The organism is Nitrosococcus oceani ATCC 19707 (assembly GCF_000012805.1).
Classification (GTDB): Bacteria; Pseudomonadota; Gammaproteobacteria; order Nitrosococcales; family Nitrosococcaceae; genus Nitrosococcus; species Nitrosococcus oceani.
This window is the reverse complement of the sequence record NC_007484.1, coordinates 335,153-349,306: the sequence shown is the minus strand read 5'-3', so window position 1 is coordinate 349,306 and position 14,154 is coordinate 335,153. Positions and strand designations below refer to the sequence as shown.

The following is a 14,154-nucleotide window of genomic DNA, read 5'->3' as shown; positions in this document are numbered from 1 at the left end:
AGATCTCAAATGGTGAAATTGGTAAGCTCGACGGTAGTGGCATTATCCAGGGGCCGGTCGCCGACGAAATTCACGCCGCTGGAAAGGGTCAGATTTCTCAGCAGTCCCCTGTCGAATTGGTAATGAGTCCAAACATTGCCTTGATGGGTCGGCGTATTCTGAAACCGATTACCCTCATCGCCCGCATTGCTTTGAGTGATGTCCGAGTCGATAAAGGCGTAACCGCCTTGAAAATACCACTGGGGGGTCACTTGATAGGCTAGTTCCAACTCCGCGCCCCGGTGACGAACCTCCCCCGTTTGCACGGAAAAACCAGGATTTTGCCGGTCCGGCGTGGTCACATTGCTGCGGGTGATGTCAAAAAACGAGGTCGTTCCCCTCAGCCCCCAGGGGAAATCAGCTTTAATGCCCGCTTCCACCTGATCGAACTCTCCCGGAGCAAACGCAGAGCCATCCGCCTTTTGACCAGCTAGATTAAGGTTGAATCCTTCACCATAGCCTGAGAAGAGGTGAATCGAATCCGTAACGTGAAAGGTTCCACCAATTTGAAAGGAAGTGTTGTCGACTTCGTTATTGCCAGGCCGTACTCTGTTGACCAAGTTGCCACGGGGCCCTCCACTGGCGGTTGTGTAGCGGAAACCGCCCATCAGATCGAAATAGGGAGTGATGGACACCACATCCTGAAAGGTGGCCGCCCAAACCTGGTAATTCTGGCCAAAGGTCACGATATTGGGGTTGATCTGTGGCGCTGAAGAGAGATAGGCTGGATTTAGCGCATCGATGGCGGGAACATTGATGCGGTTGAACCATTTATTGTTGTCGTTGCCATCCGATGGCGAGCGTTTATTCTGATAATCACCACTGAGGAGAATCTGGTGGGTCAGGGGTCCGGTGTCTATCATGCCGGTAATGTCAATTTGGCCGATATGGATCACATCTTTCTCATTGAAATCAGTTCTGCCTGAGCGGGACACTAAAATATCCCCATTGACCGGATCGACGGTGGTAGCGCCAAGAAAAACCTGATCCTGGCTCCCATTGAATTGTTGATATTGATAGCGGGGGATCACCTTCCAGTTTTTGAATATATTGTTCCAGTTATCTAGGACGTCGAACTCGACCCAGGCTTGCACCAAGGGGGCATCGACGGTTAATTTGTCAAATTTAGGCTCGCCGAGAAAAGTATTCCGCAGCACCTGGCCCACATCGCTACCCTGCACCGTTCCTACCGCTGGCAAGCCCGGATTCGGTAAGGTCTCTCGATGCTGATACTCAGCATTGATGAAGGCTCGTACTGGCCCCCCATTGTCATAGGTCAGCGCCAGACCAAAATTTTCCCGATCCAGATCCTGAAAATTAATAAAGGTATCGGAACGCTCCACTTGACCGGTGAAGCGCGCCTTTAGGGCGCCGTCCGGAGTCAGAAGCGCGTTGATATCCCACTGACCTCGGGTGATATCACCACCGAATCCAGTCCAGCCACCCCGGGTAAAGCTCACTTCGGCCCCCAGCCGATCGTAAGGGCGCTTGGTCACCACGTTGATGATCCCGCCACCGTTACCCCCTTGCCCAAACAGGACGCTGCCCGGCCCTTTCAGTACCTCTACATTCTGAATATAACTGAGGGCGGAAAAATCAGTACCAGCAAAAAACAATTGCTGGATACCGTTACGAATCTGCTCGGTGCCGAAGCCCCGGATAGTGACGCTTGGAAAACGGCCAAAGCGCAACCCGAATACGTTGGCCGAAGGCATCTGCTTCATGATATCGCCGATACTTTGGGCGCCCTGATCTTGAAAAGCATCCTCGGTAATTACCTGGATACTTTGGGGCACACGGTCAATTTCCAGGGGAAATTTGCTGCCCGCCGTGGAGGTATTCATTTGGTAAACGGGGCATCCGCCGCACCAGTAACCGTCATGGGAGCCAGCTCGCTTCTTGCTGCTTCGCCTCCTTCTTTGGCCCCATCCCCTTGAGCTACCTTCACCACAGGGTTTGAATCGGTTTTTGGAATCAGCCTGTCCCGGTATTCTTCAGCAGCTTCCACTTCCCCTCTCCAGGCGGCAAAAGGGAGCATTACACTGGCAATGAATAGCGGGTTTCTTAAACTAAAAGAAAACCCCAACGGCAAAAAAGATTGCTTCATTGTTGCTTGTTATCCGTTTATTTCGTGTTGTTGTTCTATACCGAAAGAGCAGAATTCGTGCCAATAAGCGAATTATTTATTAAATTCATATAGTTACGCTGGATAGGATCTTTTATTCACATCTGGTTTTTAGTTATTTGCCGGAATTTATTGCGCCATATCACGTATTTCAGCTTCTTCTAAGGCCCAGCGCTATTTGTCGCCTCGTAGCGTCCTGCTGCGATGGGTAGAAGTGCCACTCGCAGGAGCCATTGAGCAGCGCAAAACCGCTGCATTCTTCTCAAAAACTTTACCGGGATAATGACGGGAGACGGGAGTAAAACGGCTCACGCCGCGGGGGAGGTTCGAATTTCGCCTAGTGCCTTAAAAAAGGTGTCTGAGCCGGTTCAAAAGATGAACCGAGGATTGTTTTCATGGACCCGTGCGGGATAGACGAGGGAGACTGTTTGGTCTTTCCCGTTTGGAGAGGGCGCCATACAAACCCGGTTCCGGCCATTACGCTTTGCCTGGTAAAGCGCTTGGTCGGCCAGCCGGTAAAGATCATTCCAGTGCTGCATTCCCTCTGAACTCGCCGCCAGACCAATACTGACACTTAATACACTGGTAGAATCCAGCATGGTCCAGGAATGCTCTTCCACGGCGCGTCGTAATCGTTCGGCCACCTGAAATGCTTCAGTAGCCACGGTATGGGGACAGACGACCAAAAATTCCTCGCCGCCTAAACGGCAGATTATATCGCTGCTCCGGGCCGAACCGCGGAACACATTGGCGATCTCTAGCAAAACACTATCGCCAATCTCATGACCATACTGATCATTGACCCGTTTAAAGAAATCCAAATCCATCACCAGACAGGAGAAAGGAGTTTGATTGCGCTCATATTCAGCCCAGGCTTGTTCCATTCTCTCCATCGCATAACGGCGATTAGGAAGCCCCGTCAGTGAATCGGTCATCGCCATTTGCCCAAGACGTCGATTAGCCACGGCTAAATCCGCCAGATAGCCACGAACCGCTTCCCGCTCCTGTTCCGCCTCTTCCCTGAGGCGAATCAAACGTTCCCCGCCTCCAACGCGAGCTTGTAACACCTCGTAGTTAAAAGGTTTAGCGATATGATCATCGGCCCCTGCCTCGAAGATCCGGATGGCCTCACCTCCGCTTACCATGCCAGTTAACACAATAAGGTAAATCTGCCGGCCGCACTTCATTTCCCGCAAGCTCCGGCAGAATTTCATGGAATTCGCTCCGGGTAAGCGGTGCTCATAAATGACAAGTTGGCATCGGTTTTCCAGAATCAGGGAGAGTCCCTCCTTCTCCTCGCGGGCAACGTTCACCGAATGTCCCATGCTCTCAAGCCAACCCGTAAAGCGTTTGCAATTCAATTCATCATCGCTAACTAGCAATATCCTAAGCGGGGTAAAATCGCTAGCCTCTGGAGCAGAGATTTGCCGCTCCATCTTCCCTTGCAGCTCCTCTTTGAGGTTAGCTAGAGAAGGCACTTCCTGGGTAGGCACTGCCAATAACCGTCCCCATTTGGTCCACGCTTGCGTAATTTTTTTAAGCAACTGCTCCAAGCCTGTTTTATCCAATGCAAAGCAGGAAGCAAGCTCCTCCAAATTTACCAACCGATTAGACTGCTCAGCGGCTTGGGCCACACAAAACTTGGCAATATGGCCGGAAAAATAGAGTTGCCGAGCTATCCGCTGGACCCGCGAAGCATCCTCTAACCCTCCCGGCCCGGGCTGATAGCTGGCCGCGATTCCTTCCAGATGGATAGGGGGTAAACCCCAGTCTTCCAGTAGCGCCATGGTCATTTCCCTATGATTGGTGGCAAATTCCTCTTGCTCGCGGGCGAGCAAGGCTTGCTCATCTTCGCGGCTGCATGATAGTAGAATGGCGGTATAGCCATCAGGATAAATAGTGGCTAAACCCAACTGCCCCACGCACGCAAGCAAACCGCAAGTAAACGCCTCCTCTGGAGCAATAACGCGCTCCAAGCTAGCAAGCGCCTGGGCAGCCAGTGCTGTCGCTAAAGAATGGGACCAAAAACCAGGGTAGTTGAAGCCTTCGCAACGGCCATGGCTATAATTTGAAAGGACGGAAATCCCCAGGACAAACTGACGGATAGCGGCAATACCTAGCAATTTTACCGCGTCTTCGATAGCAACCACCGGGCGGCGGACGCCCACGGAGGCAGAGTTAGCAAACTTAAGCAGCCTTCCTGCAAGGGCCGGATCGGCCTGGATGACCCTGGCCAAGTCCTGGATGGAGGTTTCCTCACGCTGGGTAAGACGCATAATTTCGAGGGCAACCCCAGAAGGGGAGGGTAAATCCCCCATGGCTTTGAGTTCGTCAAATCGAGTAGCAAACGACATCCCGTGGACTCTTCAGTTGAGAAAATGCAACAGGCGACTATCGGCTTTGCATACTGCTAAAACCTCGCCCCCGTCTTTATTTAACTGATATCGACTGCCACCTCTTTATTTTTCGGATTCCAACCCTAAACTGTGATCAGCTAGCGCTTTTTTCTAGCTCGGGGATGGGTTTGATCATAAATTTTAGCAAGGTGTTGAAAATCCAAATGGGTATAAATTTGCGTCGTACTGATATCGGCATGGCCTAATAGTTCCTGCACTGCCCGCAAATCACCGCTGGATTCCAGTAAATGGGAGGCAAAAGCATGCCGCAGGCGATGGGGATGGATGGCCACATCGAAGCCTTGCCGCAGCCCCCAAAGACGCAGCCGTTTTTGTACCGCGCGGGGAGAGAGACGGCGGCCGTGGCGAGTTATAAAGACGGCCTCTTGGCTCTGGTTGATCCACCCTGCCCGTACTGGAAGCCAGGCTAACAGGGCTACTTTAGCCCGCCTACCAAGGGGGACTTCCCGCGTTTTGGCGCCTTTGCCAACGACCCGCACTAAAGCGGTATCCAGGTCCAAAGCGCTTAAATTCAAGCCAACCAATTCAGCCAACCGTAGTCCGGAAGAATAGAATAACTCCAGTATGGCTTGATCGCGAAGCAAGAGATCGCTACAAGGTTGAGTATTCAATAATTGGGCAGTTTGATCCACATCAAGGCTAGGGGGCAACGCCCGTTTCCCCTTGGGAGCGGAAATCCCTTGAGCCGGATTATGATCCACGATGTTTTCACGCTGCAGGTAGACGTAGAAGCTACGGAGGGCCGACAAAAGACGTTGAATACTCCTTCCGGAAAGCCCCGCCTGGTGATGGGCGACCACCAGCGCCCGCACTCTTTGGGCATCCAGTTCTTGCCAGTTCCCGATCCCATTGCGGCCGCAAAAGGCAATAGCTTTTGCAAGGTCACGACGGTAACTAACAACCGTTTGCGGCGATAATCCCCGCTCATACTGGAGATGAGTAAAGAATTTTTGTATCCAAATTTGCTGTTCCTCTTCCATGATTCAGTATGGCCAATGGCGATGCAGAGCCCGCTCCACAATGACCCCCAAATAATCCAGAAATATCGTTCCTAGATCAGCCCTGAACCGGTTCGGTTCTTGGCTGCCCATGGCAAGCATCCCCCGGCGCTGCTCTTCACCCAAGGGAATCAAAGCGCAAGAGACCGCCCGTTCCGCCTCTTCTCCAAATAAATAATCTCTCTGCTCTACAGTGAGCCGACCGCAAATGGGTTGGGGGCTTTTCAAAACACTGGCGAACACTTCAAGTTCAGGGGCATTTCGAGAAACTCGCATCACATTAAGATGATCCGGCGCGGGAGGGGGCAAAGATTTACCATCGAAGAATAACCTTAAGGCAATAACATCCACGTCAAAACCAGTCTGTAAAGAGGAAAATAAGACTTCAATCGCCGCCTGGGGAGTAGCCGCTGTCAACACCCCCAATGCTAATTTATGCACCTTTTTGCTTAAGTCGTCATTGACCATAGCATTTTCAATTAAATCGCGCAGCTGCCGCTTTAATTCCCTGTTCTGTCCGCGCAATAGCGCTAATTGCCGCTCCACCAGGCTAATTGCAGCGCCGCTAGGATGGGGAATGGTCAATTCGCTTAGAAGATCCGGATGGCGAGCAAAAAAATCTGGATGGGTCTGTAGATATTTTGCTATGGACTGCTCCCGCTCCTGCACTTCCTCCAATGGAGTTTTCCGCGTTTCCTTCTCTCCTGCTTTCTTTCTCATAGCTCGATACTTCCCTTGAATACAATCTCTGCCGGTCCGCTCATCCAAACAGATTTACCATCGCCTTCCCAGTGAATACCTAAGCGCCCGCCAGGCAGATCCACATTAACTTGTCCACTCAGCCAGCCCCGCCGCTTGCCTATCACCGCGGCAGCGCAGGCTCCAGTTCCGCAAGCGGGGGTCTCGCCAGCGCCTCGCTCATAAACCCGCAGCCGGAGATGGCCGGGGGAGACGATTTGCGCAAACCCCACATTCACCCGCTGAGGAAAGCGGGGGTGGCTTTCCAGCAAGGGTCCCCAATGGGCTACCGGGGCAGTATCAACAGCGGGTACCCGCAATACACAGTGGGGGTTGCCCATGGATACGGCTCCAATTTCCACCTGCTGCCCATCGAGCTCCAGTGAATAATAGTCTGCCTCCTGGTCTACCTTAAACGGGATTTGATGGGGAGCAAAACGGGGCACACCCATGTCTACCGTGATTTGCCCATCAGTTTCTAATTGCAGCTCAATAATGCCGCTTGCAGTCTGGACCCGCAGCACATTTTTGTCGGTAAGCCCCTGCTCCCGCACAAAGCGGGCAAAACATCGGGCACCATTACCACATTGCTCTACCTCGCCGCCGTCAGCATTAAAAATCCGATAACCAAAGTCGATCGCTGGCAAAGAAGCAGGCGTTACTAATAACACTTGGTCACAGCCTATGCCCAAGCGGCGATTGGCAATCCAGCGTACCTGGGAGGCGGTTAAGGACAGCGGCTGGGAAAGGGCGTCAATGACTACGAAATCATTGCCCAAACCCTGCATTTTGGTAAAAGCAATACGCATTATGCTTACTTAATCAAGGACAAAAAATATCAATCCCATTAGGAAAGGGTTAAAAATCCCGAAATGGCCAAATGTCTATCGCTCACCACCGCTACCTCCAGGGAATTCAGTCCTGCCTGGGCTAGCTGCTCCTGGAGTTCATCAGGCTTAAAGGCCGCCAGCAGGGAGTTGAAAAAATCCCGCTGCAATATTTCTGGCTCTTCCGCAGCATATTGATCCACTAAAGCTGCTGCCTCACTACGGGCTGCCGGGCGGCGCAGATCCATAATAAAGACCGGTGCGCCCCTAACGCCGTAGCGCTTGAGACAATCCCATAAAATGGCCGGTTCAAGGAGATGGTGAAGCAGACTATTGCTAATCAACACATCGTATTGTTCCCGAGGTAAACGCACTGCCGGCAGCCGGCCATGCACAAACTTTACCCGCGCCTTTAACCCAGCTTCGCTAACCGCTCGTTGCCCATAATGCAACATCGCCGCAGCACCGTCCACACCATGGACGATACAGGAAGGCCAGGCCCGCGCCACCCGTAAGGTAATATCTCCCGGACCACACCCTAAATCGAGCACATAGCCACTCAAGGCATCAGAAGGGAAAGCGCCCCGGAGCAGTTCAATAAAACGGCTGTTGGGTTCAGAAAAATCAGCCTCCGCATAGGCCCGTGCTTGGGTCTCATCATCCATTAGCTCAGGCTCAGGAATACGCTCCACGGCTACTACCACCCGTTATCTTCTTGGCATTGTTGATACTGGCTAACACACTATCCAGGCAAGGTCGCTTCACCCCGATAGAGGGACTCCACGGTTTCCCGCTCCCGTACTAAATGGGCCTCAGCGCCGTCCACCATTATCTCAGCAGCTCGGGGCCGGGAGTTATAATTGGAACTCATAGTAAAACCATAGGCCCCCGCAGCACGCACTACAAGTAAATCTCCTGCCTCAATGGCAAGCTGGCGCCGCTTGCCAAGAAAATCGCCGGTCTCGCACACTGGACCCACCACGTCAAAAAAGAGCGGTTCCCCCGTGGCGTCCACAGCCACCGGGATAATCTCCTGCCAGGCATCGTAGAGCGCTGGACGAAGCAAATCATTCATCGCTGCGTCCACGATGGCGAAATTCTTCTGGGGCGCCTGTTTAAGGTACTCGATCCGAGTTAGCAACACTCCTCCGTTGCCAACAATGGCTCGACCGGGTTCGATCCATATTTCCAAGTTTCTCCCCGCTAATTTCTGCCGTAAAGCCGCGGCATACTGCTGAGGGCTTGGAGGCGCCTCATCCCGATAGATAATTCCCAAACCACCTCCAAGATCAATATGGCGGATTTTAATCCCTCTCTCGGCGAGTTGGTCTACTAACGCTAATACCCGTTCCAGAGCAGCCAAAAAAGGGGATAAAGAAGTAAGCTGAGAGCCGATATGACAATCCACCCCAAGGATATCGATATGAGGTAGGGTAGCCGCACGAGCATAAACCGCCAGAGCCTGATCGATTTCTATACCGAATTTATTATCACGCAACCCCGTCGCAATATAAGGGTGGGTGCGCGCGTCCACGTCCGGGTTTACTCGTAAAGACACCGGCGCCCGCTGCTCCAACTTGCCAGCAATCTCATTCAAACGGATCAACTCGGCTTCGGATTCCACATTGAAGCAAGCAATACCGACAGCAAGAGCCCGCTCCATCTCGTCAGCACGCTTACCCACGCCAGAGAACACGATCCGTCCAGGATCGCCCCCTGCCGCCAACACCCGTTCCAGCTCGCCTACCGACACAATATCAAAGCCCGACCCCAAACGGGCTAAAATATTTAAAACCGCTAGATTAGAATTTGCTTTCACTGCATAGCATATTTGGTGGGGATGCTTCTCAAAAGCTTGATCAAACGCCCGCCACTGATGCTCAATCGCAGCGCGAGAATAAACATAGCAGGGCGTGTCAAAACGGCTTGCAATCTCCGGCAAGGGAATCTCTTCCGCCCATAAAACGTTATAGCGGTAATGAAAATATTCCATCATTCAGTTTACCTTTTGCATCATCCCATTTTCTTTTGGTAAGTAGAGCGGGCCTTTCTGGCCGCATCCCATCGCTGATAACCCTATAAGCAATAACGCCATCAGCCCCAATAATCTCCAACCTCGCGGCACTTTGCTCCCTCCTAAAAGTTTTAAATCCCCATTGTAGCGGTTTTCTGGCTATGATTTTCTCCCCTGCCGGTTCCATTCTCCTCAAGAATCAGCGTAATCTTGCGATACCTTTAAAGTTATGAGGAAAATTCGCTCCATGGCTTTTCCATGATTGAGATTGTCGCTACGGAATATCCCGTCTGCTGGAGGTAAATTAAAGTATATGGCCACTCCTGGAGTACAGATCATAATGAGCGGTCTGGTCCGCCGTTTAGTAGAGGATGGATTGCTTAGCGAAGCCAATGCCCGGCAAGCCCAAGAGCATTCCCGCAAGAACGGTACTCCTTTAGTGACTTACCTGGTACGGCAAAAGCTACTTAAAAGTCTGGATATTGGTCAAGCAGCCTCCCAGGAATTCGGCGTCCCCCTCTTCGATATCAATGCCCTGGATTTGGATTATCTTCCCAAAGGGCTAGTGGAAGAAAAATTGGTTCGCCAACACCAGGCACTACCCTTATTCAAGCGTGGGAATCGTCTATTCGTTGCCGTGGCCGATCCCACCAACCTGCAAGCATTAGACGAAATCAAGTTCCATACGGGAATTAATACCGAAGCTATCCTTGTTGAAGAAGACAAACTAGCACGAATGATCGATCGGGCCATGGAGGCCCAAGACACTTCCTTAGCGGAGCTAAACGATACGGCACTAGATGACCTTGACATCTCCGGGGGTGAAAATGAGCCTCCAGAAAATACTGCTGAATCGGAGGCTGATGATACCCCAGTAGTTCGTTTTATTAATAAGGTTCTGTTGGATGCTATTCATCAGGGAGCATCGGATATTCATTTTGAGCCCTATGAAAAAATCTATCGGGTCCGATATCGGCAAGATGGGGTGCTGCGGGAAGTCGCTACCCCGCCGGTTACTCTGGCCGGCCGGCTAGCAGCCCGCCTCAAGGTCATGGCTCGCTTGGATATTTCCGAACGGCGCGTACCTCAAGATGGGCGCATGAAAATGAATATTTCCAAGAACCGTGCCATTGATTTTCGGGTAAATAGCTGCCCCACCTTATTCGGCGAAAAAATTGTTCTTCGTATCCTGGACCCCTCCAGCGCGCAAATGGGAATCGAGGCACTGGGTTATGAAGAAAGACAACAACAAATATTTCTAGAAACCATTCACCGCCCTTATGGGATGGTGCTCGTTACCGGCCCCACGGGTAGTGGTAAAACGGTATCTCTTTATACCGCGCTTAATATTCTTAATACCGCGGACCGTAATATCTCCACTGCCGAAGATCCAGCCGAAATCAATCTGCCTGGTATTAACCAGGTCAATGTCTACCCCAAAGTCGGTTTGACTTTTGCCGGTGCCCTTAAAGCCTTCTTACGTCAGGACCCCGATGTCATCATGGTGGGGGAAATTCGTGATCTGGAAACGGCTGAAATTGCTATTAAAGCTGCCCAAACCGGCCATATGGTGCTTTCCACCCTTCATACCAACGACGCGCCCCAAACCCTGACCCGGCTATTAAACATGGGGGTGGCGTCCTATAACATTGCCTCGGCAGTTTCTTTGATCATCGCCCAACGCCTGGCCCGGCGTCTCTGCTCCCGCTGCAAGGCACCCGAAAAGATATCCCACGAAGTGCTGCTAGAAGAGGGTTTTACCAAAACCCAACTGGAAACCACGCCCACCCTTTATAAGGCCGCAGGCTGCGAGCACTGTACAAAAGGCTATAAAGGCCGCGTGGGCATCTATCAGGTCATGCCCGTATCGGAAGAGATGGGCCGCATCATTATGGCGGGAGGCAACTCCATGGAACTTGCGGAGCAGTCAAAAAAAGAAGGCGTCGCCGATCTCCGCCAATCGGGGCTTAAAAAAATTATTGATGGCGTGACTAGTATAGAGGAAATCAACCGAGTGACGAAGGAGTAATCAGATGGCACAAGCGGCAGCAAAACAGCAAATTTTTATATGGGAAGGCGCTAACCGGCAAGGACATAAAATTAAAGGCGAAGTAGGCGGTAAAAACCTCAGCATGGTGAAGGCGGATCTGCGACGCCAGGGTATTGTGCCCCTCAAGGTGCGCAAAAAGCCTAAGTCTCTGCTCGGTCAGCGCAAGAAAAAAATCACCCCGAAGGAGATCGCGATATTTAGCCGTCAACTTGCAACCATGATGGCCGCGGGCGTACCCCTGGTTCAAGCCTTCGAAATTATAGGCCGCGGCCATGAAAGCATCTCCATGCAAGAGATGGTCCTAAAAATCAAGGGGGAAGTGGAAGGTGGCGGCACCTTGGCCGAAGCGCTTAAACAACATCCACGGCAATTTGATCCGCTTTTTTGCAACCTGGTCCACGCGGGAGAGCAATCCGGCACTCTAGAAACGCTGCTGGATAAAATCGCCATGTATAAAGAAAAAACAGAAGCCATCAAGGGAAAGATAAAAAAAGCATTATTTTATCCTACCGCTGTGGTGGTGGTCGCTTTTATTATTACTGCTATTTTGCTCATCTTTGTTATTCCCCAATTTGAGGCTTTGTTCCAGAACTTCGGCGCCGATCTGCCCGCCCTCACCTTGCTAGTCCTCAAGCTTTCCGCTCTTTTTCAAGAATGGTGGTGGGCCATTTTCGGAGCTATGGGAGGCGCTATCTACGGTCTTATGGAGGCTAAACGGCGCTCGCAAAAGATTAACCATCTCTTCGATAGACTACTACTCAAATTGCCGGTGATCGGCGAAATCCTGAATAAGGCAACTATCGCCCGGTATGCCCGCACCCTCTCCACCATGTTTGCGGCCGGCGTCCCCTTGGTGGAAGCCATGGTTTCCGTGGCCGGCGCTGCGGGTAATTCTGTCTATACTCAAGCCATCCTCCGTATACGCGATGAGGTCTCCACCGGCACCCAGCTACAAGCGGCTATGCGCAGTAGCCAATTATTTCCTAACATGGTGGTGCAGATGGTGGCTATCGGGGAAGAGGCGGGTTCAATTGATCAAATGCTGAGCAAAGTGGCGGATTTCTACGAAGAAGAAGTAGATAATGCGGTCGATGCCCTGAGCAGCTTGCTAGAACCCCTCATCATGGCAATACTAGGCGTTCTGGTAGGCGGCCTTGTTATCGCAATGTACTTACCCATCTTCAAAATGGGTTCAGTAGTTTAACTGGATTTAGTTGGAATTAATGGAAGCTATTGTTTTTTTCGAGAGTCATCCCGCTGCCTTTATGGCATCAGCCTTTCTGCTGGGCTTAACCGTCGGCAGTTTCCTCAATGTCGTCATTTACCGCCTTCCTCTCATGATGGAAAGGCAGTGGGAAGAGCAGTGTGCAGAATTACATGGCAAGCCACAGCCGGAGCGGGAACCGTTAACGCTCTCTCTCCCCCGCTCTCACTGCCCCGCCTGCCGTCGTACAATCCGGGCACAGGAGAACATTCCCTTATTCAGCTACCTCTTGCTTAGGGGACGCTGCCGTCACTGCAAAGCGCCTATCTCTCTCCGCTATCCCCTGGTAGAGCTACTAACCGGTATCCTTTCTATTGCCGTAGCTTGGCGCTTTGGCGTCAGCTGGGAAACAATGGCAGCATTGCTCTTAAGCTATGCGCTGATTACGCTCACCTTTATTGATTTCGATCATCAACTGCTGCCTGACAATATTACGCTCCCTTTTCTTTGGTTTGGTTTAGGGCTAGGTTTATTTGAAGTGTTCACGGATGCCCGAACCAGTCTTATTGGTGCGATAACAGGTTATCTTTCCCTATGGCTGGTTTACCATCTGTTTCGGCTGCTAACCAAGAAAGAGGGCATGGGGTACGGCGACTTCAAACTTTTAGCACTTCTTGGGGCTTGGCTAGGCTGGACGATGCTGCCTGCCATTATTTTGCTTTCCTCGATAGTAGGCGCCCTGTTAGGGACCGCATGGCTTTATCTTTCCAGCCAACACCGGGAGACCCCTATCCCATTCGGCCCTTATCTCGCTGCCGCGGGCTGGCTTGCCTTGATGTGGGGACAGGATATCAATCAATTTTATCTTTCTCTAACCGGAAGATAAAATCTTGAATGGACAAAGTTAAATTCAGCCCTTATGAAACGCCAGGAAAAATGTCTTACAAAGTTGGACTCACGGGCGGCATCGGTAGCGGCAAATCCACAGTAGCCAAGATTTTTTCCGAATTAGGCGTTCCTGTTATTGATGCTGATATTATCGCCCGAGAGCTGGTCAAACCTGGCCAGCCGGCTCTTGCCGAGATTGTTACCACTTTTGGCAGGGAAATATTAAATGCCCAGGGAGGGCTGGATCGATCCCGCCTCCGGCACCTCGTATTTACCAGCGAAGCGCTAAAAACCCGCCTGGAAGCGATACTGCACCCACGCATACTCCAGGAGATGAAACGCCGGGCTACCCGGCTTAGCGCACCCTACTGCGTTCTGGTTATTCCGTTGCTGGTGGAAATCGCCCAGAAAGACATCGTTGACCGAACCCTGGTCATTGATATCCCCGATGCTATCCAGCGCCAGCGAGTAAAGGCCCGGGACCAGCTCTCGGATACCGAGATCGAGGCCATTCTTCGGGCCCAATCCCCGCGGGCTGTCCGGCTGGCAGCCGCGGATGATATCATTGTCAATGATACTGATCTGGCAACCTTGCAACGCCAAGTAGAACATTACCATCAAAAATATCTCTTCTTGGCTTCCCAGCAACGGAACTAATTCTTATGAACAAAGATAAAAAACGCCATGTCAATTGCCCTACTTGTGGCCAAGAAGCCCTCTGGTCTGAGGAGAATCCCTGGCGTCCCTTTTGTAGCGAGCGCTGCCGCCTAATTGATCTCAGCGACTGGGCGACGGAAAGCCATCGAATCCCAGGAGAAGAGGAACATCCTATCCCTTCCTCGGAAGAATAAAAA

General features: G+C 51.7%; 14 protein-coding genes. 5 read left to right on the top strand and 9 right to left on the bottom strand.

All coding sequences use genetic code 11. The annotated features are described in order from the left end of the window. Positions 1-5 precede the first annotated feature (5 nt). From NOC_RS01825 to lptM, 9 genes are all read right to left on the bottom strand, one after another. Positions 6-1,883, bottom strand: coding sequence for a TonB-dependent siderophore receptor (locus tag NOC_RS01825; protein ID WP_002811894.1), 1,878 nt, complete (start codon positions 1,881-1,883; stop codon positions 6-8). After that, positions 1,880-2,146, bottom strand: a complete 267-nt coding sequence (locus NOC_RS01820) for a hypothetical protein (RefSeq protein ID WP_011330299.1) — start codon at positions 2,144-2,146, stop codon at positions 1,880-1,882. The genes NOC_RS01825 and NOC_RS01820 overlap by 4 nt, the downstream gene beginning before the upstream one ends. A gap of 386 nt (positions 2,147-2,532) precedes the next feature. After that, positions 2,533-4,518 (bottom strand): HDOD domain-containing protein, encoded by a 1,986-nt coding sequence (locus NOC_RS01815; RefSeq protein WP_002813442.1) that lies wholly within the window; start codon positions 4,516-4,518, stop codon positions 2,533-2,535. Positions 4,519-4,658: 140 nt separating this feature from the next. Beyond that, complete coding sequence (gene xerC / locus NOC_RS01810) at positions 4,659-5,561, bottom strand: tyrosine recombinase XerC (protein ID WP_002813425.1); 903 nt, start codon at positions 5,559-5,561, stop codon at positions 4,659-4,661. A gap of 3 nt (positions 5,562-5,564) precedes the next feature. After that, entirely contained in the window at positions 5,565-6,299 is a 735-nt protein-coding gene (locus NOC_RS01805; RefSeq protein WP_002813370.1) for a DUF484 family protein, read from the bottom strand. Further along, positions 6,296-7,126 carry a diaminopimelate epimerase gene (dapF, locus tag NOC_RS01800; protein WP_002812566.1) on the bottom strand — a complete coding sequence of 277 codons (831 nt, stop codon included), beginning with the start codon at positions 7,124-7,126 and terminating at the stop codon, positions 6,296-6,298. Before dapF ends, NOC_RS01805 begins: the two co-directional genes overlap by 4 nt. A 38-nt stretch (positions 7,127-7,164) precedes the next feature. After that, on the bottom strand, positions 7,165-7,836 hold the full coding sequence (locus tag NOC_RS01795; RefSeq protein ID WP_011330298.1) for a class I SAM-dependent methyltransferase: 672 nt from the start codon (positions 7,834-7,836) through the stop codon (positions 7,165-7,167). Positions 7,837-7,886: 50 nt separating this feature from the next. Then, a complete protein-coding gene (lysA, locus tag NOC_RS01790) occupies positions 7,887-9,137 on the bottom strand; it encodes a diaminopimelate decarboxylase (protein WP_172633718.1) in 1,251 nt (416 codons plus the stop codon). 3 nt (positions 9,138-9,140) lie between these two features. Continuing rightward, the gene (gene lptM / locus NOC_RS18525; RefSeq protein WP_425311382.1) at positions 9,141-9,269 is read right to left on the bottom strand and encodes an LPS translocon maturation chaperone LptM; all 129 of its coding nucleotides are present in this window, start codon (positions 9,267-9,269) and stop codon (positions 9,141-9,143) included. A gap of 202 nt (positions 9,270-9,471) precedes the next feature. Between lptM and pilB the strand changes: the two genes are divergently transcribed. From pilB to NOC_RS01760, 5 genes are read left to right on the top strand one after another with little or no spacing between them, the layout of a single operon-like run. Further along, positions 9,472-11,187 carry a type IV-A pilus assembly ATPase PilB gene (pilB, locus tag NOC_RS01780; RefSeq protein ID WP_011330296.1) on the top strand — a complete coding sequence of 572 codons (1,716 nt, stop codon included), beginning with the start codon at positions 9,472-9,474 and terminating at the stop codon, positions 11,185-11,187. Between the two features lie 4 nt (positions 11,188-11,191). Further along, positions 11,192-12,412: a type II secretion system F family protein gene (locus tag NOC_RS01775; protein WP_002812627.1), complete on the top strand. Its 1,221-nt coding sequence runs from the start codon at positions 11,192-11,194 to the stop codon at positions 12,410-12,412. 19 nt (positions 12,413-12,431) lie between these two features. After that, positions 12,432-13,298 (top strand): prepilin peptidase, encoded by an 867-nt coding sequence (locus tag NOC_RS01770; RefSeq protein ID WP_002812209.1) that lies wholly within the window; start codon positions 12,432-12,434, stop codon positions 13,296-13,298. A gap of 8 nt (positions 13,299-13,306) precedes the next feature. Further along, the gene (gene coaE, locus NOC_RS01765; RefSeq protein WP_002812172.1) at positions 13,307-13,957 is read left to right on the top strand and encodes a dephospho-CoA kinase; all 651 of its coding nucleotides are present in this window, start codon (positions 13,307-13,309) and stop codon (positions 13,955-13,957) included. 5 nt (positions 13,958-13,962) lie between these two features. Beyond that, complete coding sequence (locus NOC_RS01760) at positions 13,963-14,151, top strand: DNA gyrase inhibitor YacG (RefSeq protein ID WP_002811855.1); 189 nt, start codon at positions 13,963-13,965, stop codon at positions 14,149-14,151. Positions 14,152-14,154: the final 3 nt, after the last annotated feature.

What these genes read in the sequence shown, in the direction of transcription:
- NOC_RS01760 (WP_002811855.1), top strand. Translation starts at nt 13,963, where the DNA reads ATGAACAAAGATAAAAAACGCCATGTCAATTGCCCTACTTGTGGCCAA.
- dapF (WP_002812566.1), bottom strand. Translation starts at nt 7,126, where the DNA reads ATGCGTATTGCTTTTACCAAAATGCAGGGTTTGGGCAATGATTTCGTA.
- NOC_RS01805 (WP_002813370.1), bottom strand. Translation starts at nt 6,299, where the DNA reads ATGAGAAAGAAAGCAGGAGAGAAGGAAACGCGGAAAACTCCATTGGAG.
- coaE (WP_002812172.1), top strand. Translation starts at nt 13,307, where the DNA reads ATGGACAAAGTTAAATTCAGCCCTTATGAAACGCCAGGAAAAATGTCT.
- NOC_RS01815 (WP_002813442.1), bottom strand. Translation starts at nt 4,518, where the DNA reads ATGTCGTTTGCTACTCGATTTGACGAACTCAAAGCCATGGGGGATTTA.
- NOC_RS01770 (WP_002812209.1), top strand. Translation starts at nt 12,432, where the DNA reads ATGGAAGCTATTGTTTTTTTCGAGAGTCATCCCGCTGCCTTTATGGCA.
- lysA (WP_172633718.1), bottom strand. Translation starts at nt 9,137, where the DNA reads ATGGAATATTTTCATTACCGCTATAACGTTTTATGGGCGGAAGAGATT.
- NOC_RS01775 (WP_002812627.1), top strand. Translation starts at nt 11,192, where the DNA reads ATGGCACAAGCGGCAGCAAAACAGCAAATTTTTATATGGGAAGGCGCT.
- xerC (WP_002813425.1), bottom strand. Translation starts at nt 5,561, where the DNA reads ATGGAAGAGGAACAGCAAATTTGGATACAAAAATTCTTTACTCATCTC.
- pilB (WP_011330296.1), top strand. Translation starts at nt 9,472, where the DNA reads ATGGCCACTCCTGGAGTACAGATCATAATGAGCGGTCTGGTCCGCCGT.
- NOC_RS01825 (WP_002811894.1), bottom strand. Translation starts at nt 1,883, where the DNA reads ATGAATACCTCCACGGCGGGCAGCAAATTTCCCCTGGAAATTGACCGT.
- NOC_RS01820 (WP_011330299.1), bottom strand. Translation starts at nt 2,146, where the DNA reads ATGAAGCAATCTTTTTTGCCGTTGGGGTTTTCTTTTAGTTTAAGAAAC.